At 72.3% G+C, this 21618-nt stretch carries 19 protein-coding genes and 1 pseudogene; 13 read left to right on the top strand and 7 right to left on the bottom strand.

What is annotated here, in order from left to right; genetic code table 11:
* Window positions 1-68: 68 nt before the first annotated feature.
* From FB457_RS30070 to FB457_RS30045, 6 genes are all read left to right on the top strand, one after another.
* Window positions 69-1562 carry a sugar ABC transporter ATP-binding protein gene (locus FB457_RS30070; protein WP_047016492.1) on the top strand — a complete coding sequence of 498 codons (1494 nt, stop codon included), beginning with the start codon at window positions 69-71 and terminating at the stop codon, window positions 1560-1562.
* A complete protein-coding gene (locus FB457_RS30065) occupies window positions 1559-2611 on the top strand; it encodes an ABC transporter permease (protein WP_047016491.1) in 1053 nt (350 codons plus the stop codon). Before FB457_RS30070 ends, FB457_RS30065 begins: the two co-directional genes overlap by 4 nt.
* A complete protein-coding gene (locus FB457_RS30060; protein WP_047016490.1) occupies window positions 2608-3660 on the top strand; it encodes an ABC transporter permease in 1053 nt (350 codons plus the stop codon). The genes FB457_RS30065 and FB457_RS30060 overlap by 4 nt, the downstream gene beginning before the upstream one ends.
* The gene (locus FB457_RS30055; protein WP_145783886.1) at window positions 3657-4901 is read left to right on the top strand and encodes a substrate-binding domain-containing protein; all 1245 of its coding nucleotides are present in this window, start codon (window positions 3657-3659) and stop codon (window positions 4899-4901) included. The genes FB457_RS30060 and FB457_RS30055 overlap by 4 nt, the downstream gene beginning before the upstream one ends.
* Window positions 4901-5770, top strand: a complete 870-nt coding sequence (locus FB457_RS30050) for a sugar phosphate isomerase/epimerase family protein (protein WP_047020036.1) — start codon at window positions 4901-4903, stop codon at window positions 5768-5770. Before FB457_RS30055 ends, FB457_RS30050 begins: the two co-directional genes overlap by 1 nt.
* A 202-nt stretch (window positions 5771-5972) precedes the next feature.
* Window positions 5973-9077: a ThuA domain-containing protein gene (locus FB457_RS30045; protein WP_186462066.1), complete on the top strand. Its 3105-nt coding sequence runs from the start codon at window positions 5973-5975 to the stop codon at window positions 9075-9077.
* A 70-nt stretch (window positions 9078-9147) separates the two neighbouring features.
* On the opposite strand, the gene FB457_RS30040 is transcribed toward FB457_RS30045, so the two are convergent.
* On the bottom strand, window positions 9148-9960 hold the full coding sequence (locus tag FB457_RS30040) for a LysM peptidoglycan-binding domain-containing M23 family metallopeptidase (RefSeq protein ID WP_486589181.1): 813 nt from the start codon (window positions 9958-9960) through the stop codon (window positions 9148-9150).
* Window positions 9961-10011: 51 nt separating this feature from the next.
* Window positions 10012-10425 (bottom strand): Ohr family peroxiredoxin, encoded by a 414-nt coding sequence (locus FB457_RS30035; RefSeq protein ID WP_145783884.1) that lies wholly within the window; start codon window positions 10423-10425, stop codon window positions 10012-10014.
* A 90-nt stretch (window positions 10426-10515) separates the two neighbouring features.
* Between FB457_RS30035 and FB457_RS30030 the strand changes: the two genes are divergently transcribed.
* The gene (locus tag FB457_RS30030) at window positions 10516-11082 is read left to right on the top strand and encodes a TetR/AcrR family transcriptional regulator (protein ID WP_047016486.1); all 567 of its coding nucleotides are present in this window, start codon (window positions 10516-10518) and stop codon (window positions 11080-11082) included.
* 73 nt (window positions 11083-11155) lie between these two features.
* Here FB457_RS30030 and FB457_RS30025 read toward each other — a convergent pair whose 3' ends face one another.
* Window positions 11156-12607 carry an MFS transporter gene (locus tag FB457_RS30025; protein WP_145783882.1) on the bottom strand — a complete coding sequence of 484 codons (1452 nt, stop codon included), beginning with the start codon at window positions 12605-12607 and terminating at the stop codon, window positions 11156-11158.
* 98 nt (window positions 12608-12705) lie between these two features.
* Between FB457_RS30025 and FB457_RS30020 the strand changes: the two genes are divergently transcribed.
* Window positions 12706-13320 carry a TetR/AcrR family transcriptional regulator gene (locus tag FB457_RS30020; RefSeq protein WP_047016484.1) on the top strand — a complete coding sequence of 205 codons (615 nt, stop codon included), beginning with the start codon at window positions 12706-12708 and terminating at the stop codon, window positions 13318-13320.
* Between the two features lie 25 nt (window positions 13321-13345).
* Here FB457_RS30020 and FB457_RS30015 read toward each other — a convergent pair whose 3' ends face one another.
* The 3 genes from FB457_RS30015 to FB457_RS30005 form a co-directional block, all read right to left on the bottom strand.
* Complete coding sequence (locus FB457_RS30015; protein WP_047016483.1) at window positions 13346-14227, bottom strand: phosphatidylinositol-specific phospholipase C/glycerophosphodiester phosphodiesterase family protein; 882 nt, start codon at window positions 14225-14227, stop codon at window positions 13346-13348.
* A gap of 202 nt (window positions 14228-14429) precedes the next feature.
* On the bottom strand, window positions 14430-16091 hold the full coding sequence (locus tag FB457_RS30010; RefSeq protein ID WP_145783880.1) for an acyl-CoA dehydrogenase family protein: 1662 nt from the start codon (window positions 16089-16091) through the stop codon (window positions 14430-14432).
* Window positions 16075-16716, bottom strand: a complete 642-nt coding sequence (locus FB457_RS30005) for a TetR/AcrR family transcriptional regulator (RefSeq protein WP_145783878.1) — start codon at window positions 16714-16716, stop codon at window positions 16075-16077. The genes FB457_RS30010 and FB457_RS30005 overlap by 17 nt, the downstream gene beginning before the upstream one ends.
* Before the next feature lie 79 nt (window positions 16717-16795).
* Here FB457_RS30005 and FB457_RS30000 point away from each other — a divergent pair, with 79 nt between their 5' ends.
* From FB457_RS30000 to FB457_RS29980, 4 genes are all read left to right on the top strand, one after another.
* Window positions 16796-17266, top strand: a complete 471-nt coding sequence (locus tag FB457_RS30000) for a GNAT family N-acetyltransferase (protein WP_173534849.1) — start codon at window positions 16796-16798, stop codon at window positions 17264-17266.
* An 85-nt stretch (window positions 17267-17351) separates the two neighbouring features.
* On the top strand, window positions 17352-18542 hold the full coding sequence (locus tag FB457_RS29995) for a helix-turn-helix domain-containing protein (protein WP_047016480.1): 1191 nt from the start codon (window positions 17352-17354) through the stop codon (window positions 18540-18542).
* 124 nt (window positions 18543-18666) lie between these two features.
* Window positions 18667-19083 carry a recombinase family protein gene (locus tag FB457_RS29990; protein ID WP_047016479.1) on the top strand — a complete coding sequence of 139 codons (417 nt, stop codon included), beginning with the start codon at window positions 18667-18669 and terminating at the stop codon, window positions 19081-19083.
* A gap of 366 nt (window positions 19084-19449) precedes the next feature.
* Complete coding sequence (locus tag FB457_RS29980) at window positions 19450-20220, top strand: hypothetical protein (protein WP_145783876.1); 771 nt, start codon at window positions 19450-19452, stop codon at window positions 20218-20220.
* Between the two features lie 7 nt (window positions 20221-20227).
* Here FB457_RS29980 and FB457_RS29975 read toward each other — a convergent pair whose 3' ends face one another.
* Window positions 20228-20971, bottom strand: a complete 744-nt coding sequence (locus tag FB457_RS29975) for an SDR family oxidoreductase (RefSeq protein ID WP_486589180.1) — start codon at window positions 20969-20971, stop codon at window positions 20228-20230.
* A 105-nt stretch (window positions 20972-21076) separates the two neighbouring features.
* Here FB457_RS29975 and FB457_RS29970 point away from each other — a divergent pair.
* Window positions 21077-21432: pseudogene (locus FB457_RS29970) on the top strand (SAM-dependent methyltransferase).
* Window positions 21433-21618: the final 186 nt, after the last annotated feature.

The following is a 21618-nucleotide window of genomic DNA, read 5'->3' as shown; positions in this document are numbered from 1 at the left end:
CAACTCATCAGCGAAAGCCCTTGCTTAGGCTCTTGACAGTCCAAAGAAGCCTGGGGACTCTGCCTTTCATGCTGACGATGCAGGACGTGTCCAAGAGCTTTCTCGGGGTGCGGGTGCTGCACGGGGTGTCGCTCGACCTCGAACCGGGTGAAGTCCACGCCCTGGTGGGGGAGAACGGCGCGGGCAAGTCGACGCTGATGAAGGTGCTCGCCGGGGAGTACGCCCCCGACGAGGGCACCATCACGCTCGACGGCACGGTGCACGCCTTCTCGCACCCCGTACAGGCCCAGGCCGCCGGGATCGGTCTCATCCATCAGGAGTTCGCGCTGCTCCCGCACCGCACCGTCGCGGAGAACGTCTTCCTCGGCCGCGAGCCGGTACGCCGCGGGCTCGTCGACCGGCGCGCCATGGAGCGCCGCACCGCCGAGCTCCTCGCCGAGCTGGACGAGACCGGAATCGCCCCCCACACCCAGGTCAAGGACCTCTCGGTGGCCCGCCAGCAGACGGTGGAGATCGTCAAGGCGCTGGCGGCGTCCGATGTCCGTGTGCTTGTCATGGACGAGCCGACCGCACCCCTCGCCGACCACGAGGTCGAACTCCTCTACGCGCTCATCCGCCGCCTCGCCGCCCGCGGCATCGGCATCCTCTACATCAGCCACCGCCTCCGCGAGGTCTTCGACCTCTCCCGCCGCATCACCGTCCTCAAGGACGGCCGCAAGGTCGCCACCCTCACCACCGCGGAGACCACCCCCGACGACGTCGTCCGGGCCATGGTCGGCCGCGAGCTGGGGTCCTACTACCCGCCCCGCGCCCGCGCCGGGGAGATCGGCGAGCCGCTGCTGACCACGGCGGGCGCCGGCAACGAGCGCCTCGCCGGCATCGACCTCACCCTCAGGGCCGGCGAAGTCACCGGTGTCGCCGGGCTCCAGGGTTCGGGCCGGACTTCCCTCGTACGGGCCCTCTTCGGCGCCGCGCCCTTCACCCGCGGCAGCATGACCGTCGCCGGCCGCCCGCTGCGCCCCGGCAGTCCCCGGCAGGCCATCCGCGGCGGCGTCGCGCTGGTCACCGAGGACCGCAAGGGCGAGGGCCTGGTCCTCCACCAGTCCGTACGGGACAACGCCCTCCTCGTCACCCGCGCCGTGCACGGCGGCGGTGTGCAGGCCGGGGAGGTCTCCGGGCTGCTCGACCGCGTCAACCTCCGCTCCCGCGGCCACGACCAGGAGGTCCAGTACCTCTCCGGCGGCAACCAGCAGAAGGTCGTCATCGCCAAGTGGCTCGCCGCCAGACCTCGGGTGCTGCTCTTCGACGAGCCGACCCGCGGCGTCGACGTCGGTGCCAAGGCCGCCATCCACACCCTCGTCCGCGAACTCGCCCGCGACGGCATGGCCGTCCTCATCGTCTCCTCCGAACTGCCCGAGCTGATCGGCATGAGCGACCGCATCCTCGTCATGGCCGACGGCACCTTCGCCGGCGAACTGCCCGCCGGGGCGGGCGAAGAGGACATCATGCGGCTCGCCACCCGGGACGCGGCGGGCACGGCTCCCGAGGGGAGTGCCGCATGACCGCCTTACGCACCGAGGCCCCGGCCCCGGCGGCCCCGCGCCGGCTGCCCGGGGCCGGCCGGCTCAAGATCACCGACCCCGTCGTCGGCGTCTGGCTGGCCGCCGCCGCGGTCACGCTCATCGGCTGGATCGTCGTCACCATCGACGGCGGCCAGTTCATGACCCAGTCCAACTTCACCGGCATCCTGCAGAACTCCGTCGCCCTCGGCCTGGTCGCCGTCGGCCAGTCCGCGGTGATCCTCACCGGCTCGCTCGACCTGTCCGTCGCGTACCTCATCAGCCTGGGCACACTGGTCGCCGCCGAGACGATGGAGGGCGGCAGCGTCGTCACGGCGGTGCTCGCCGTGCTCGCGCTCTCCGCCGCGGTCGGGCTCGCCAACGGCCTCATCGTCACGGGACTGAAGGTCAACGCCTTCATCGCCACCCTCGGCATGGCGTTCATCCTGCGCGGCTACATCGAGGACAACTACACCGGACCCGCGGGCGACGTGCCTGCGTCCTTCCAGCGCCTCGGCTACGACCGGGTCGGCTTCATCCCGGTCTCCGTCTTCCTCCTGATCGCCGTGGCCGCATTGCTCTGGCTGATCACCAAACGCACGCGCCTGGGCCACCACATGTACGCCACCGGCGGCGACGAGCACGCCGCCCGCCTCTCCGGCGTACGGACCAAGCGCACCGTCATCTACGCGCACGTGCTCTGCGCCCTGTGCGTCGGCGCCGCCGCCCTCTTCCTCGCCTCCCGGCTCGGCGCCGGCGCCCCCTGGGCGGGCACCGAGGCGCGCTACGACCTCGACTCCATCGCCGCCGTCGTGCTCGGCGGCACCGCGCTGGCCGGCGGCCGCGGCGGCGTGGCCGGGACCCTCGGCGGGGTGCTGCTGCTCTCCGTGCTGGACAGCATCTTCAACCAGCTCTCCGTCGACCCGTTCTTCAAGAACGTCGTCCGCGGCGTCGTCATCATCGCCGCCGTCGCCCTCTATGCCCGCCCGTTCCGGCGCCGGGCCAAGGAGCGGGACGCGGCGCGGGCCGAGGAGAAGGGAGCGCTCGCATGACGACGACCACCCCGTCCGCGACGACGAGCGTGTTCGCCAACGCCGGCCGCCGCCTCGGTACCGGTGCCCCCGTCTACGTCCTCCTCGCCGTCCTGCTCGCCGCGCTGGCGATCACCGACCCCGGGTTCTACGAACCCGACTCCTTCCTCGCGTTCGTCAAGCGCGCCGCCCCGCTGGTGATCCTCGCCGCGGGCCAGTACATGGTCATCGTCTCCGGCGGCTTCGACCTCTCCGTCGGCGCGGTGGTCACGGCGGGCGTCGTCGCCGGGGCCGAGTTCTACGGCTCGTACCCGGACGCGCCCTGGCTGCTGGTCACCGCCGGGCTGCTGCTCGCCGGAGCGCTCGTCGGCCTGGTCAACGGGCTCATCACCACCGTGCTGCTGGTGCCGTCGTTCATCACCACGCTCGGCATGATGCTCATCCTCGAAGGTGCCGTCTTCTACTGGACCGGCGGCTCCCCCCAGGGCGTACTGCCGGAGAGCTTCCGCACCTTCGGCCGCGGCGAGGCCGGGGGCTGGCTGCCGTGGGCGGTGCTCGCGTGCCTCGCGGTCGGCGCGATCGCCGTGTGGCTGATGCGCTCCGACTTCGGCCGTACGCTCCTGGCCACCGGCGACAACGAGCGCGCCGCCGCGCTCGCGGGCGTGCGCGTACCCCGCGCGCGCACCCTCGCGTTCGTGCTCTCCGGCACCGCCGCGGCGCTCGCCGCGGTCCTCGTCGCCGGCTTCTCCGGGGTCTCCGCGCAGGCCGGCCGGGGTCTGGAGTTCGAGGCGATCACCGCCGTCGTGCTCGGCGGGGTCATCCTCGGCGGCGGCCGCGGCTCGGTCGTCGCCGCCATGGCCGGGGCGTTCTCGCTCCAGGCGCTCTTCACGTTCCTCAACCTCCAGGGCGTCTCCGGCGCGCTGGAGTCCACGGTCCAGGGATTCATCGTCATCGCGGCCGTCGGCCTCGGCGCCACCGGTATCTCGGGCTTCTCCCGGCTGCGCCCGCGCCGTACCGCACCACCACCCTCCGCTCCTACCACGCCCTCGGAAGGGAAGTCCTCCTCATGAGCCGTACGCGCCGCACGACCCGCCCCGGCGCTCGCCACCGCTTGGCCGCACCGGCCGCCGCGCTGCTGGCCGCAGCGCTGCTCGCCTCCTGCTCGTCGGACGCGCCGAAGGACGACCTGGCCGACGACCCCGCCGCCTCCGAGCAGGCGGAGGACGGCGGCAAGCAGTCGGAGTTCTTCGACAAGGCGGACTACGACCGGCAGTTGGAGCTCACCAAGGCGACCCCCGAGGGTCCCGAGGGCAAGCCCTGGGAGCAGATGCTCGATCCGCAGTCGGGCGGGATGGTCGACACCTCCGAGTACGCCATGAAGGGCGGCGTCGAGGGGGCGAAGCTGTGCTTCTCCAACGCCGGCGTCTTCAACCCCTGGCGGCAGGTGGGCCTGAAGACGATGAAGGCGGAGGTCGCGCAGCACGACGAGATCGCCGACTTCACGGTCCTGGACGCGCAGGGCAAGGACGACAAGCAGATCTCCGACATCCAGGAGCTGTCGGGGCAGAACTGCGACGCGCTGATCGTCTCGCCGAACACCACCGCCACCCTCACCCCCGCGGTCGAGGAGGCGTGCGGCAAGATCCCGGTGATCGTCTTCGACCGCGGCGTGGAGACCGACTGCGCCGTCACGTTCATCAGCCCCATCGGCGGCTACGCCTACGGTGCCGCCGCCGCGGACTTCCTGGTGGACGAGGTGGACAAGGGCGGCAAGATCGTGGCGCTGCGCATCTCGCCCGGCGTGGACGTGCTGGAGACCCGCTGGTCGGCCGCGGAGATCGCGTTCGAGAAGGCCGGACTCGACGTGGTCGAGGTGAAGTTCACCGACGGCGACCCGTCGAAGGCCAAGTCGATCGTCTCCGACGCCATCGCGCGCCACGGCCAGATCGACGGCGTGTGGATGGACTCCGGCGCCACCTCGGTCGCGGCCGTCGAGGCGTTCGAGGACGCGGGCGAGGACATCCCGCCGATCACCGGCGAGGACCAGCAGGACTTCCTCCAGGCGTGGAAGGACAAGGACCTCACCGCCATCGCGCCCGCGTACCCGACGTTCCAGTGGCGTACGCCCGTGATCGCCGCGCTCAAGATCCTCGCCGGCGAGGAGGTTCCCAAGGAGTGGACCCTGCCGCAGCCGGTGGTCACCGAGGAGAACTTCGACGAGTACTACAAGGAGGGCATGCCCCCGCTGCACTACGGCGCCTGCGGCTGCGAGGACCTGCCCGGCTACCCCGGCGACTGGGGCGGTGAGTGATGCCGGCCGGAAGACGGCTGATCGGCGCCAACCCGTGGATCTGGCACTCCCCGGTGACCGAGCGCGCCCTGGCCGGGGTGCTGCCGCGGCTGGCGGACTGGGGGTTCGACTGCGCGGAACTGCCGCTGGAGCAGGCGAGCGACTGGCAGCCGGCCGCCGCGGCGAAGCTGCTCGACGGCAACGGCCTGGCCGCGGCCGCGGTGCTCGCCGTGATGCCGCCGGAGCGCGGGCTCGTCCGCGCCGAGCCGCTGGCGGTCCGTACGACGCAGGACTACCTGCGCCGCTGCGTGGACGCCGCGCGGGAGATCGGCGCGCCGGTGGTCGCCGGGCCGATGTACGCCGCGGTGGGCAGGACCTGGCGGATGGACGCGGACGAGCGGACGGCGGCGTACGCCGAGTGGCGGGACAACATCGCGCCGGTCGTCGCGCACGCCGCGGCCGCCGGGGTGCTGCTGGCCGTCGAGCCGCTCAACCGGTACGAGACGAGCCTGCTCAACACCGTCGCGCAGACCGTGACGGCGCTGGACGGGCTGCCCGGCGAGACGATCGGGGTCGCCCTCGACACGTACCACCAGAACATCGAGGAGCGCTCCCTGCCCGGCGCCGTGCGCGCGGCGGCGGGGCGGATCGCGCACGTCCAGGTGTGTGCCAACGACCGGGGCGCGCCCGGGGCGGACCACCTGGACTGGCCCGGCTTCCTCGGTGCGCTGGACGAGGCGGGCTACCGCGGGCCGCTGTGCATCGAGTCGTTCACGGCGCACAACGCGACCATCGCGGTGGCCGCGTCGGTGTGGCGGGCGCTGGCACCGAGCCAGGACGCCATCGCCGTCGAAGGACTCGCCTTCCTGCGCCGCGCCTTACGCACCTGACGCACCCGCACCGTCCTTCCTCCCGTACGCGCCCTGACCGCGTACGCAACGCACCCCCCGCGCCACACGCCGCCGGGCCCGGAGCTCCGGGACGCAGAGCCGGGCCCGGCGGACCACGCCTGCGCGCCCGGCGCCCCACGAACCCCTCTCACCGACCGGTACGCCCATTCCATTTCCGCACACCGAAGGAGAGGACCGATTCATGAGCTGTCATGCTCGTGACATAGGCAGGTCGTTGGTCACCTTGCTGGCCGCCGTCCTGCTCGCGCTCACCGCGCTGCCGTCAGCTGCGGCGGAGAAGGCGCCCGCCTTCAAGGCGCTGCTCTTCACCAAGGCCGTGGGCTACGTCCACGGCTCCATCCCCGCGGGCATCCAGATGGTCAAGGAGGAGGCGGAGGAGAACGGGTTCGAGGTCGACCAGACCGACGACTCGACCGTCTTCAACGACGCCGCGCTCGCCGAGTACGACGTGATCATCATGCTGCAGAACTCCGGCATGGTCTGGGACACGGACGAGCAGCGCGCCGCCATGCAGAAGTACGTGCAGTCCGGCGGCGGCGTCGCGGCCATCCACAACACGCTCGACATGGGGATCGAGAACGAGTTCCCGTGGTGGGACGAGCTGATCAACGGCGGCGCCCACATGCCGAGCCACTCGCCCGGCGTGCTCCAGGGCACCGCGAAGGTCGCCGACAAGGTGCACCCCTCGACCAAGGGCCTGCCCGAGCGCTGGGAGCGCCCCGAGGAGTGGTACAACTTCGACGTCAACCCGCGCGGCGACGTGCACGTCCTGGTCACCGCCGACGAGACGACGTACAACCCGGGCGGCGACGCCATGGGCGCCGACCACCCCATCTCCTGGTGCCGTAACGCCGAGGGCGGCAAGGTCTGGGCCACCGCCATGGGCCACGACACCCCCGCGTACAGCGAGGAGGAGTTCCGCGACCACGTCATCGGCGGCGTGAAGTGGGCCGCGGGCGCCGAGCCCGGCGACTGCGGCGGCACGGTCTGGAACGGCTACGAGAAGGTCACCCTCGACGACGACACCGCCGACCCGATGGAGCTGGACGTGGCCAAGGACGGCCGCGTCTACTACGTCCAGCGCGCCGGCGAGGTCCAGGTCTTCGACCCGGCCACCCACCAGACCACCACCGCGGGCAAGCTCGACGTCTACACCGGCGGCGAGGACGGCCTGGTCGGCATGGAGCTGGATCCGGACTTCGCCAAGAACGGCTGGATCTACCTCTACTACGCCCCGGCCGGCAGCGCCGAGGACGTGAACAGGCTGTCGCGCTTCACGCTCAAGAACGGCAAGCTCGACACCGCCAGCGAGAAGAAGCTCCTCGACGTGCCCGCGTACCGGGACCGCACCTTCCCCGAGCCCGGCCACACCGGCGGCGCCGTCGAGTTCGGCCCCGACGGCACGCTGTACCTGGGCACCGGCGACGACGTGCCGCCGAACCTCAGCCCCGACTGGCAGGGGTACGCGCCGATCGACTGGCGCGAGGGCCAGGAGATGCTGGACGCCGCCAGGACCGCGGGCAACACCAACGACCTGCGGGGCAAGATCCTGCGGATCAAGCCCACCCAGAAGGGCACCTACACCATCCCCAAGGGCAACCTCTTCGCGGCGGGTACGTCGAAGACACGTCCCGAGATCTACGCGATGGGCTTCCGCAACCCGTTCCGCTTCACCGTCGACCAGGAGACGGGCTACGTCCACGCCGCCGACTACGGTCCCGACCGCGGGCTGCCGACGACGGACCGCGGCCCGGAGGGCATGGTCGAGTACAACGTCATCAAGGAGCCCGGTAACTTCGGCTGGCCCTTCTGCCACGGTGACAACCAGCCCTACGCCCCGTACAACCCGGACACCGGCGAGGTCGGCGCGAAGTTCGACTGCGACAACCTGACGAACCCCTCGCCGAACAACACCGGTCTGACCGAGCTGCCGAAGGTCCAGAAGCCCGACATCTGGTACGGCTACGGCCCCTCCGAGAACTTCCCCGAGCTGGGCCAGGGCGGCTCCGGCCCCATGGGCGGCCCGGTCTACAACTACGACCCGGACAACCCCTCCGAGACGAAGTTCCCCGAGTACTTCGACGGCGCCGGCTTCCTCTACGAGTGGACCCGCAACTACGTCAAGGAGGTCCGCTGGGACGAGAACGAGGAGCTGCTGAAGATCAACGACTTCCTCTCCTCGGCGAAGTTCAACAAGCCGATGGACATGACCTTCGGCCCTGACGGCTCGCTCTACGTCCTGGAGTGGGGCAGCGCGTTCGGCGGCGGCAACAGCGACTCGGGGCTGTACCGCATCGACTACAGCCAGGGCAAGCGCTCCCCGGTCGCCAAGGCCACCGCCTCGGCGACCAACGGGCCCGTGCCGCTGGCGGTCGACTTCTCCAGCGAGGGTTCCCGGGACCCCGACGGCGACTCGCTCTCCTTCGAGTGGGACTTCGACGGCGACGGCACCTTCGACTCCACCGAGGCCGACCCCAGCCACACCTACGAGAACAAGGGCGACTTCACCGCCCAGCTCAAGGTCACCGACTCCTCCGGCAAGACCGGCTACGCGAACATCCCCATCACCGCGGGCAACACCGCGCCCGAGGTGAAGATCGAGACCCCGGTCAACGGCAAGCTGATCGAGTTCGGGGACGAGATTCCGTACAAGGTCACCGTCACCGACCCGGAGGACGGCCAGATCGACTGCTCCAAGGTCTTCGTCAACCCGGCGCTCGGGCACGACGACCACGAGCACTCGACGACCGACCTGCCGGGCTGCGAGGGCACCGTCGACACCGGTGACCTCGGCGGCCACCCGGAGGGCGCGGACCTGACGTACGTGCTGAACGCCCGCTACCAGGACGGCGGCGGCGACGGCGCCTCCTCGCTCACCGGGTACGACAAGTCGGTCCTGCAGCCCAAGCACAAGCAGGCCGAGTACTACGACGACCAGTCCGGCACCCGGATCGTCAGCCAGGCGGGGGCCGAGAACGGCAAGCGCATCGGCGACATCTCGAACGGCGACTGGATCGCCTTCGAGCCGATGTCCGTCGAGGGCATGAGCCAGGTCGCGTACAAGCTGTCGTCGCCGTACGGCGTGGGCGCGATCGAACTGCGCGCCGACGGCCCGGACGGGCAACTGCTCGCGACGACGCCGGTGCAGAACACCGGGGGCTGGGACAACTACCAGGCCACGGCTGCCGTGCCGGTCGAGGCGCTGGAAGGGTCGCACAAGCTCTATCTGAAGTTCACGTCGCCGCAGAACAACTCGTTCGACGTCGACTCGGTGACCTTCAGCTAGCGATCGGGAGGTGAAAGGGCGGCGGCGCCCCGGGCGATGAGCCCGGGGCGCCGCTGTGCGTGCGGGTGTCTCAGATGTCGATGCCGTACCCGGCGAGGTAGGCGACGGGGTCGATGTCCGTGCCGTAGTCGGTGCCGGTGCGCACCTCGACGTGCAGGTGCGGTCCGGTGGTGTTGCCGGTGTTGCCGGAGTCACCGATGCGGGTGCCGCCCTCGACGCGGTCGCCCGGGGCGACGGACATCCGGTCAAGGTGGGCGTAGAGGACGTAGTGGTCGTCGGCCATGCGGATCAGGATGTGATTGCCGTACGCGCCCTCGGCGGAGGTGCTGTGGACCTCGCCGGGGCCGACGGAGTACACCGGGGTGCCCGTGGGGACGGCGAGGTCGACGCCGGTGTGGTGGCCGGCGATCCAGCCGTCGCCGGGGAGGCCGTAGGGCGCGGAGATCCGGTATTCGGCATCGACCGGGGCGGTCCAGCCGGGTGCGGGCGCGCGCAGGATCTGGCCGGGCCGCAGCAGGTCCGGGTCCGGGCCGATCACGGACCTGTTGACCTCGTACAGCCGGTCCAGCGGGACCCCCAGCCGGTGGGCGATCGCCGTGAGGGTGTCGCCTTTGCGTACGCGGTACGAGGGCGGCGCCGGCTCCGCGGGCGCGGCGCGGGCGGCGGGGGCGTGCCGGGCGTGCGCGGCGGGGGGTCCCGCGGCGGTGGCGAACGCGGAGGGCGCGGCGAACGCGGCGGACACGAAGGGCGCGGAGGGCGCGGAGGGCGCGGCGCTCGCCGCGCCCGCCGTGCTCGCTCCGGCGAGGGCCGCGAGCAGGGCGGCGAGGACAACGGCGACGGCGGTGCGCCGCTTTCGGGGGGAGAGGTAGCGTTTAGTTGACACGGCGTCACGCTAGGTGTGCGCCCACCCCGATGTGGCGACGGCGCGCCGGGATCACTCCACGACGAGCCGTACCGGAATGTTGCCCCGGGTCGCGTTCGAGTACGGGCACACCTGGTGCGTCGCCTCCAGCAGCTCCTTGCCCCGCTCGGCGGGGATGTCGTCCGGCATCTCCACCCGCAGCGTCACCTCCAGCGCGAAGCCGCCCGAGTCGTTCGGGCCGATCCCGACCTCGGCGGTGGTCGAGACGTCGGAGACGTCGAGGTCCATGCGCTTGGCGACGACGCCCATGGCGCTGGTGAAGCAGGCCGCGTAGCCGACGGCGAAGAGCTGCTCGGGGTTGGTGCCCTCGCCGGTCCCGCCCAGCTCCGGCGGCGGCGCGAGCGTGACGTCGAGCTTGCCGTCGGAGCTGACGCCGCGGCCGTCGCGGCCGTTGGCGGTGCCGACCGCGGTGTAGAGAACGCTCATGGGAGGTGCCTCTCCGGGAGTCCATATCGAACAGACAGGTCTGTCTGATCGCCGCTCAGACTAGACAGACCTGTCTGCTACCGTCAACACGTGACCGCACCGCCGAAACCCCCCGCCCGCGGCCGCGTCCTCGACGCCGCGACGCGGCTCTTCTACGCCGAGGGCGTGCACGCGGTGGGCGTGGACCGGATCATCGCCGAGGCCGGGGTGGCGAAGGCGACCTTCTACCACCACTTCCGTACGAAGGACGACCTGGTCGCGGCGTACGTGACCGACCAGTGCCGGCGCCAGCAGGAGGCCGCCGCGGCCCTCGCGGGCACCGCCCCGCGGGCCACGGTGCTGGCCGTCTACGACTTCATCGGCGAGGCCGGCGCGGGCCCCGGCTACCGCGGCTGCCCCTTCATCAACGCCGCCGCCGAGTACCCCGACCCGGACCACCCGGTGCGCCGCGCGGTGACGGACTACCGGCGCTGGTTCCGCGACCTGATGCGGGACCTGCTGGCCGCGGACGGCCACCCGGACGCCGAGCGCACGGCGGACCTCCTGCTGGTGCTGCGCGACGGCCTCGTCGTGGGCAACGACCTGGACGACGCGGCGGCGCTGCGGAAGCTGACGCGGGACGCGGTGGAGCGGGTGCTGACCCCGCGGGCGGCCTGATCCGGGCGCGTACGCCTACGGCCTGATCCGGGCGCGTACGCGTACGGACCGGCCGCCCGCCCGTGTACGCGACTCATCGCCCCGGAGTCCCCGGCGCCGCCCGCCGCCGGCGGCCGAGCAGCGCCCCCGCGGCCAGCGCTCCGGCGAGGACGAGCGCGGCGTTGACGCCGACCGCGGTCCTGACCCCGTCGAGCACGGCCTCGGGGCCGGTGCCGTCGGCGGCGGTGATGCGGGCGGTGGCGATGGCGCTCATCACCGGGATGCCCATGGTGATGCCGACCTGCTGGGTCATCGTGGCGAGGCCCGTGGCCAGGCCCTGTTCGGAGTCGGGCAGCCCCGACGTGGCGGTGACCATGAAGCCGACGATCATCAGCATGTTGCCGACGCCCCCGGCGAACGTCGCCGCGAGCAGCAGCCAGATCCAGCCGCCCGAGGTGCCGAGCGCGAGCAGCGCCGCGGTGGCGGCGGCCTGGGCCGCGCCGCCGTAGACGATCGCCGCGCGGCTGCCGACGCGGCCGACGACCCGGCCGCCGAGGGTGCCGCCGAGGACGGTGCCCAGGCCCAGGACGCCGAAGGCGAGGCCGGTGGCGAGCGGGGTGTAGCCGAGGACTTCCTGGAGGTAGAGGGTGAGGAGGAAGACCAGGGAGGTCTCGGTGAGGAAGGCGACGAGCCCGGCGGCGTTGCCCCACACGACGGTGGGCCGGCGCAGGATGCGTACCGGCACCAGCGGCTTCTCCGCCCGCTTCTCCACGAACCAGAACGCGGTGAGGAGCGCGGCGCCCGCGCCGAGCGCGGCGAGGGTGACCGGCTCGGTCCAGCCGGCCTCGCCGGCGTGGGTGAGCCCGTAGACGACGGCGAGCAGCCCGCCGGTGACGGTGACCGCGCCGGGGAGGTCGAGCCGGGGCCGGCCCGCGGGCCGGGAGTCGGCGATGACGGCGGGGGCGACGGCGAGGATCGCGGCGGTCACGGGCACGTTGACGAGGAACGCCCAGCGCCAGGAGAGCAGGTCGGTGAGGAACCCGCCGAGCACGGCGCCCGCGGTGAAGCCGGCGGACATCAGGGCCCCGTTGAGCCCGAGCGCGCGCTGCCGCAGCGGGCCCTCGGGGAACGCGGTGGTGAGCAGCGAGAGCCCGGCCGGGGTGACGGCGGCGGTGGCCAGGCCCTGGAGTACCCGGGCGACGAGCAGCATCCCGGGGGAGGTGGCGAGGCCGCCGAGCACGGAGGAGAGGCCGAGCAGGGCCATGCCGCCGAGGAAGAGCCGCTTGCGGCCGAAGAGGTCGGCGATCCGGCCGAAGAGGAGGGTGAAGCCGGCGGCGGCGAGGGCGAAGGCGGTGGCGATCCACTGGAGGTGCGCGAGCGGGAAGCCGAGCCCCGCGCCGATGACGGGGAGGGCGACGTTGAGGATGGAGAAGTCCACCGCGACCATGAACTGGGCGCCGAGGAGAAGGGTGAGCACGAGCTTCTGCCGCCCGGTCATGCGGAGGGCGGGGGCCGGGGGTGCGGCGGCCTTGTCGAGCACGGACATGGAGGTTCCCTTCGGGCGGGCTAACAGGACTCGTGTCCCGTTAAGCTGAAGCCGAAGGTAGCAGAGAATGCGGCACTAACGAAACTGGAGACCCGTTAATGAAGCCCGAGCCTGATCCCGATCCCGGCACCCTCCGGCCCGGGGGCCGCACCGCCCGGGTCCGCGCGGCGGTCCTCCGGGCCACCGGGGACGCCCTGGCGGAACAGGGCTTCGCCCACCTCGACCTCGCCGACGTCGCCCGCCGCGCCGAGGTCGGCAAGACCACCGTCTACCGCCGCTGGGGCTCCGCCACCGGGCTCGTCGCCGACCTGCTCGCGGAGATGGCGGAGCAGTCCGTACCGCGTACCGAGACCGGCACCCTCCTCGGGGACCTGCGCGCCAACGCCCGTCTCGTGCTCGGCACCCTCACCGACCCGCGGCAGGGCGCGCTGTTCCGCGCCGTGATCGCGGCGGCCACCTGCGACGACCGCGCGGCGGCGGCCTTGCACCGGTTCTACGCGATCCGCATCGCCGAATGGGCCCCCTGCGTCGAGCAGGCGGTGGCCCGCGGCGAACTCCCCGCGGGCACCGACCCGCACGAGGTGATCCGCGCCGTCTCCGCCCCCCTGTACTACCGCCTCCTCGCCAGCGGCGACCCCCTCGACCCCGCCGCCGCCGACCGCGCCGCCGAGGCGGCGGCGGTGGCGGCGCGGGAGGGGGCGTACGTCGTGTGAGACCGCGGCCCGGCCGGGCGGGGCGTCAGGCGTCGTGCTTGCGGAGGAACGTCTGCAGGCCCGCGAGGTCGTCGGTGTTGATCCAGTCCACGTTCGCGTCGAGCAGCGTGCGCCATATGTTGTCGCGCGCCTCGCCCGCGGCGTCGGGCGTGGCCCAGAAGCGGATGGTCTGGCCCTGCCGGTGGGCGGTGTGGACGATCAGGTTCAGCCAGTTGCGCTCGGCGGCCGGCATCGTGCCGGTGCCCTGCCAGGTGAAGCTGGAGTTCCAGTTGCCGCTGATGAGCGGGATGAACGACGCGGGGACACCGGAGTTGATGTCGTCGTGGCGGCCGTCGTAGAAGGCGTAGCGGAGCTTCTCGGCCTCCATCGGCGCGCGGGCGCCGCGGTCGCCGGAGATGACGGCGGTCACCGCGCGGCGGCGGACCTTGCCGCCGGTGGCGGAGCTGAAGATGGAGCCGTAGCCGCGCAGCACCTCGGAGAGCGCGCGGTACGTGGGGTCGCCGGCGGTCTTGAGGTCGATGAGCAGTTGCAGGGTGAGCTGGTGGCCCTGGTAGACGCGGCCGCCGTTGGCCCGTATGCGGCGGGCCAGCGGGTCGAGGTAGAGCGCCTGGAGCGTACGGGCAGGATCGAGCTGCGCCTCGTCGTGGGCGACGAGGAGCTGCCCGTCGACCAGCCAGATGTCCGACTCGACGCTGGCGAAGCCGTGGTCGAGCGCGTCGAGGAGCGGGCGTTCGTGGAGGTAGTCGTTGTGCGCGTGCGCCCGCTTGAGCGGCGCGGGCCCGCGCCCCCGGCCGCCGGCACCGCGCTCGGCGGCCTGGGCGTACGCGGGAAGCCCCCCGGCGAGCGCACCGCCGGCGACGGCGGCGGACAACGTGGCGACGGCGCGGCGTCTGGAGTAGGCGGACAAGGGTCCCTCCCCTGGTGCGGCGTACAGGATGGACCGAAGTATCGACCGGGCAGGACGACTTGCACAGGGTGCCCGCGGTGAACGGCAGTTGACCCGCACGGGCCAGGCGGCGGCCGGTCCCGTACGCGTACGAGGAGCGCCCGCCCGGTCCGTACCGTACGAACCGGCAAGGGCGCGCCTCGTGCCGTGCGGGCTCCCCGCCTCAGCTCCTGCCGTACGCGCCGCCCGTCGGGCGGGCCCGCTTGAGGATCGTGTCCGTGTCCGCCCCCGGTGGCAGCGTGCCGAACGCCAGGCCGCCGTCGCCGGCGAGGCGGCTCGCGCAGAAGGCGTCCGCCACCGCCACGTCGCCGTGCCGGTGCAACAGCGCGCCCTGGAGCACCAGTGCCATCGACTCGACCACCCGCCGCGCCCGGTACTCCACCGCCGTCACGTCCGCCAGGTCCTTGCGCAGCCGCCCGATCGCCGCGTCCAGCCGCGCGTCGGCGCCCGCCGCGGCGCCGACCTCGGCGAAGAACGCCGTCACCGTCTCCGGCCTGCGGGCCATCGCGCGCAGCGCGTCGAGCGCGGCGACGTTGCCCGAGCCCTCCCAGATCGACGGCAGCGGCGCCTCCCGGTACAGCCGCGGCATGCCGGACTCCTCGACGTACCCGTTGCCGCCCAGGCACTCCAGCGCCTCCGCGGCGTGCGCCGGACCGCGCTTGCACACCCAGTACTTGGTGACGGCGAGCCCGATCCGCCGGAACAGGGCCTCCTGCTCGTCGGCCCGGCCCGTCTCGCCGCGGTCGACGGCGCCCGCGAGACGCATCCCCGCCACCGTCGCCGCCTCGGCCTCCACGGCGAGGTCGGCGAGCACGTTCGCCATCAGCGGCTGGTCCGCGAGCCGCGCGCCGAACGCCCGCCTGTGCTCGGCGTGGTGCAGCGCCTGGACGACGCCGAGGCGCATCCCGCCCGCGGTGGCGAGGGCGCAGTCGAGCCGCGTCATGTTCACCATCTTGATGATGGTCTTCACACCCTCCCCTTCCTCGCCGACGAGATGGCCGACCGCCCCTTCGTACTCGATCTCCGCGGAGGCGTTGGAGCGGTTGCCGAGCTTGTCCTTCAGGCGCATGAGCCGGATGGCGTTGCGGGTGCCGTCCGGCAGCACGCGCGGGACGAGGAAGCAGGACAGCCCGCCGGGCGCCTGGGCGAGGGTGAGGAAGACGTCGGACATGGGTGCGGAGGTGAACCACTTGTGCCCGGTGAGCGCGTAGAGCCCGTCGCCGTCGCCTGCCGGTACGGCGCGGGTGGTGTTGGCGCGTACGTCGGAGCCGCCCTGCTTCTCCGTCATCGACATGCCCGCGATGAGGCCGGACTTGGTGGTGGGCGGGCGAAGCCCGAAGTCGTACGCGGCGGAGGTCAGCAGCGGCTCGTACGCGGCGGCGAGGTCCGGCGAGGTGCGCAGGGCGGGCACGGCGGCGTACGTCATGGAGACCGGGCACAGGTGCCCGGCGTCGGTCTGGCCCCAGACGAAGAGCTTCGCGGCGCGCGCGACGTGCGCGCCGGGGGTGCGCGCCCGCCAGGGCGCGGCGTGCAGGCCGTGGCCGACGGCGGTACGCATCAGGTCGTGCCAGTGCGGAGAGAACTCGACCTCGTCGATCCGGTGCCCGTAGCGGTCGTGGGTACGCAGCACGGGCGGGTGCTCCTCGACGCTGCGGGCCCACTCCTGGGCCTGCGGCCCGCCGGCGAGGAGCCCGAGTTCGCGCACCTCGTCCTCGGCCCAGGAGGCGCCGTGGGCGCGGAGGGACTCCAGGAGGGCGGGGTAGGCGGAGACGTCGTAGGAGGTGAGGGGCGGGGGCTGGTTGGTGACCTCATGGGTGGTTGGCATGGGGGACTCCCAGGGCTCGCAGGGTGAAGGCGACGAGGTGCGCGGGGGTGTGGGGCCCGGGCCCTTCCGTGCGGCCGGTCGCCGCGCTTCCGGCTGCGCCGGACAGCGGCCCGATGAGGGCTTCCGCACACGCCCCGACGAGACCGGCGGCGGTCAGCAGCGGATCCTGCCGCGGCAGCCGCCCGCTGCCGGTGCCCTCGGCGATACGCGCCGCGAACACGTCGCGGAACGCCCGCCGGAAGACGAGCCGTTCGGCCTCGACGGCGGTGTCGACGGGCTCGGCGAGCAGCGCGTACGCCAGCCGCGGACTGGCCAGCGCCCGGCGCGCGAACGTCTCCACGGCGGCGGCGACCCCCTCGGCGGGGTCTTCGGGCCTGCGGGCCGCGGCGGACACGGCGTCGACCTCGGCGGTGACGACGCTGCGGAACAGCTCGACGGCGAGCACGGACTTGCTGGGGAAGTGCCGGTAGACGCTGCCGGTGGCGATACGGGCCCGCGCGGCGACGGCGGCGACGGTGCACCCGGCGTACCCCTCGTCGGCGAGCAGCGCGCGGGCGGCGCCGAGGACGGCGTCCCGCCGGCCGTCCATCCGCGCCTGGACGGCGGGGGTGCGACGGTAGGGCATAGGAAGGATTGAAGCAGTGATTCATGGCTTCAGCAAGGGCGGGGCGGTGATGTCAGTGGGGGGTGCGAGACTCGGCGGCATGACGGAGAAGATCCTGCTGAGAGATGTGGCGGAGGAGGACCTGGAGGTCTTCTTCGCGCACGAGCACGACCCGGAGAACGTGCGCCGGTCCCACTTCCCGCCGCGCGAGCGGGAGCGCTTCATGACGCACTGGCGGGAGCGGATCCTGGGGGACCCGACGGGCCTGGTGCAGACGGTGGAGGTCGACGGGAAGGTCGCGGGCGGTGTGGTGGCCTGGTGGGACGGCGACCGCCGGTTCCTGGGCTATGTCTTCGGCCGGGAGTTCTGGGGCCGCGGCATAGGCACCCGGGCGGTGGCCGCGTTCCTGGAACTGGAACGCAACCGCCCCCTGCACGCGGACCCGTACGTGGGCAACGAGGGCTCGGTGCGCTTGCTGAAGCGGCTGGGCTTCCAGCAAACGGGCTCGGAGTGGAACGGGGAGGACGAGCACGTGATGCTGGTCCTGGGTGAGGCAGGTGCGGTGGCGTAACCGTCCGCGGGCGGGGGCGTTTGTGTGGTACCTGCGGGGTGTCCCGTGGGTACGGTTCTGGTGTCGTCTCAGAACGGGAGTCAGCATGCCCGACCATCCCGAAGAGCACATCGGCGACCGCCTGCGATCGGTACGGAAGCGCCGTGGACTGACGCAGCGGGAGCTAGCCGCAGCCGCTGGCCTGTCCGTCTCTCTGGTCCGTAAGCTGGAGCAGGGCGAACTCACCGACACGCGGCTGGAGACCGCCCGGAGATTCGCCGTCGCACTGCGCGTCCCTACCAGCAGTCTCATCCGCAGCCGTACCGATGAAGTCGCCGACCCGCCGACGTTCGACCGGTGGGCGTCCGTGCGGCAGGCCCTTTCCTCTCCACCACCGGACGACATCACTGAGCCTCCCACCGCTGGGGGCGTGCGGTCCGCTCTAGAGGACATGCTGAGGCTCCGTGCCCGGCACCAGTTCGTCGAGATCGCGGACGTGTTGCCGCGCCTGCTCCGAGACGCCGAGATCCTGGCCGCCCACACGCGGGAAGGGCGTCACCTGCGGTTCCGGGTGATGCTTCTGACCGGATGGTTGCTCACCCAGACTCGTCAGTTCGACGCCGCCGAGGAGCTGATGTCCCGGCACTTGCAGGACGCCGGGGATCACGTCCAGGGCATTGCGATGGTCAACTCTCTGTGCTGGCTGCTACTTCGGCAGGGGCGACTCGGAGAAGCGCATGAGTATGCAGTGCGCTGGGCGGATGATGCGGAGCCAGCCCGGTTGTCCCGCGCAACAGCGGACGAACTGGCCGCGTGGGGTTGGATGCTGCTCCGCGTCTCCAACTCGTCGGTGCGGGATGCCCGGGACGGCGCAGCAGCGGATGCGCTGCGGATGGCGCAGGCAGCAGCCGTCGTGATCGGTCACGAGCAGCAGTCTGGCGCGGACCCGATTCGCATGTTCGGCCCCACGACGGTCGCACTCAAGGAGTGCGAGAACGCGATGATCCTGGATCAGCCCGATCATGTGCTGGCCCTGGCGGAGCCGTTGGCGGCTGGAGGGATGCGCACGACATTGGCGAACTGGAGTCGGCACCGCTTGGACGTGGCGAACGCGCAGGTGCGGTTGCGCCGTTATTCGGACGCAATGACGACGCTGCGTCAGGTACGCGCGGCGGCGCCGCAATGGCTTCCGCATCAGCGGTATGCGCGGGACATCGTGGGCCGGGTGGTCGAACGTCGACGGACGCTCACCCCGGAGATGCGCGAGCTGGCAGACACCGTACGACTGCCCCTGTGACCTGCACGTCGTCCTCACGCTCATTAGCACCTTCGATCGGCCCCAAGGAATAGTGCCATGGTGGCCACGCTCGCGTTGGCCTTACGGTCGGTGACGATCTGATCACCGACGACAGGTGAGCGTCATGGACACCCCAGCCCCACCCACCCGGCCCACACTCGCGTTCCTCTACGACCGGCACGCCACGCTGGCGACGGCCGCTCTGGACGAGCGCATAGCGCGTTGCCGCCGGTATGCCGCCGAGCGGGGCTGGGTGGTCGCCGGGGAGTGGGTCGACCGGGGGGATCACGCGCTGACGAACTGGCCGCGGCCGCAGTGGGACGCGATGACGTACGCCATGCGGCAGGCCGCCGCCCGTGCCGTGTGCCTGGTCGACTCGTGGGACCGGATCAGCCGGGACCGGGAGGGCAGCGCCATTCTGCGGCTCGGAGTCCACCAGGCCGGTGGGTACTGCATGACCACCGGCGGCGAGGACGATCTCGGACCCGGCCGCGGGCGGATCACCGTGACCGCGCCGCTGCCGCGGAGGGCGCGGCCGTGAGCGACGGGCCGTGGACGCGGATGGCGGATCCGGTGCACCTGCCCGACGCGTGGCCGCTCGTGGAGCCCGAGCCCGTCGCCGGATGCGGGCGGTGTGCCGAGTTGGCCGCGGGGCGGACCGCGTCCCGCGCGTCGGGGGACCTGTCCGCCGTCAGTGACGCCAACGTCCTCCTCCGCCGACACCCCGGGCACTGAACTCCCGCCCCCTGGTCCCCGGTACTCGCGCCAGGGGGCGGGCCCCCGGCCCGGCACGTACCGCCCGGGACGGGCCCCGGACATGCGGCGGTACGCTGCGCGCCATGGTCCGCGTGAGCCATCACGACATCTGCCCGGCTGCCGCCACGGCGCCGGGCGGTGGGGCATAGAGGTGGTCCGCGAGCACAAGGACGGCGGGCCGACGCTCACGTTCGCCGAACCCCTTCCGACGTCAGGGGAAGGGTCGGCCGCCTCCGCCGTCGGTCGCCTCGTCCACGGCATCCGGCGCCTCTGGCCGCTGGTCCGGCCCCTCAGCGCCGAGGCCGTCGTGGGCTGCCTCGACCGCGAGACCGGCTATCCGGACATCGGTGTCCAACCGCTGCGCCCGCACTGGTTCATCCACGACCGCGCGGCGGCCCGGCCCACAGACGGGCGGGCACTCGATGTCGTCGGCCCCTGGCACGTCGACCCGGTCGTCGAGCCGGTCCCGGACCTCTCCGCCGCCGCGATCGAGTCCTGGCTGGCACGCGCACAGGCGCAGGCTTCTCCCGCGCCCGGCACCCACGACGTCGGCTGGACGGACCTGTGGTTCAACGCCACGCGCGCCCTGGTCCCCGGCCCGTACGCACCGGATGCGACCGCACATGTCGCCCTGGACGTCGCCGAGGCGCGATGGGTCGCGCACGTGCCCCTCCGGTGGCGGGAGGGAACCGCCTGGGTCGCCGGGCCGACCCGCGAGATGCGGCAACTCGGGGCGCGCGCGCCGATCACGCTGCACGCCTCGGACTACGGCCGGGTGGAACTGGCGGTCTCCGCGAACTGGTCACTGTGGAGCGAGGACGGATCGCCGGGACGCACGGTGCTGATCGACGTCGCCCGCGACCTCGTCGCCGACGGGTGGTGCGTCACCTACGGCACGGAGTTCTTTCACGAACTCGCGTAGCCGGGCGTCACCGCGTGGTGAAGGCTCCGCCGTTGACGTGAATGGTCTGGCCGGTGAGGTGCCGGGCGCCCGGGGAGGCAAGGAAGTACGCCGTCTCGGCGATGTCCTCGACCGTGCCCGGGCGCTTGTCGTGTGTCTCCTGAACGAGCGCGTCGTGGCGCTCGTCGGTCATCTGGCCCTGGAAGAAGTTGGTGCCCGCGATGTAGCCCGCGGAGATGACGTTGCTGGTGACGCCGTGCGGGCCGAGTTCGCCGGAGAGGGCGGCGTTCCAGGCGGCCAGTGCTGCTTTCGCCGCACCGTACGAGCCGCCGCGGCGTTCGGCGCCGATCGAGCCGATGCTGATGACCGAGCTGCCCGAGGTGAGCTTGTCCCGCACCGCGGTGGTGGTCAGGACCGCGCCGAGCAGGTTCTGGGCCAGGCTGGAGTGCCACTGGGCCAGCACCGCCTCCAGGGCCGGTACGCCCTCGGGGGCCGCCTGGGGCAGGCCGCCGGCGGCGTTGACCAGGACGTCCAGTTCGCCGAACCCGGCGGCGAGTGCCGCGACCTGCCCGGGGTCGGTCGCATCGCACGTCACGCCGTGCACGCCCAGCTCTTCTGCGGCCTGTTCGACGGCCCCGGGATGGCGTCCGGTGAGGAAGACTCGGTCCTGGTCGGCGGCGAACCGTGCGGCGATGGCGCGGCCGATGCCGCTGGTGCCTCCGGTGACAAGCACGGTGCGGGGGGCCTGGGGGGTGGGGACGGTGCGGGTCAAGGGTCCTCCTCGCTGGTACGTGATGATCGAGGCCGATCTGCGCCGGCCGGCGGACATCCTCGCCGGGCGGCGAAGACGCTGGACTCCGGAGAGCCCGTCGCCGTCATGGTCCTCGGCATCCTGCACATCGTCCCCGATTTCGACGAGGCGTACGGCATCGTCGCCCGGCTGCTCGACGCCGTGCCCTCGGCAGTTTCCTGGTCGCCACGCACGCCACCATGGATCCCTCGCTCGCCGGCGAGAGCGAAGTGAGGGCGAACGCCCAGACCCGGGAGGACTGGGACGAGAGGGCGGCGACTCCGCTGTTCCCGCGTGGTCGGGAGGAGTTCGGCCGTTTCTTCGACGGACTCGAACTCCAGGAGCCGGGGTTGGTGTCCATGAGCCGCTGGCGCCCGGAGCCCACGGTGTTCGGCGAGCCGCCGAAGGTCCTGGGACTGGCCGGAGTGGGCCGCAAGCCGTAACGCAGCGCGGGCGGGGGCTGCGCGGGCCCACGCCTTGTGCAGCAGGTTGGTGTGGTGTGCGCGGGCCCCGTTTCCCCGTTTAACCGTTTCCCCGTTTCCCCGTTTCCCCTCACGCCCGCCCAAGGGTATGCGGCTGGTCTGACAGTGCGGGGGGAGCGGGGTTCTGAGCTGGTACGTCGTGTCTGT

Source organism: Streptomyces sp. CNZ287 (assembly GCF_007827615.1).
Note: the sequence above shows the minus strand (reverse complement) of the source record. Positions and strands in the feature narration are given on the sequence as shown.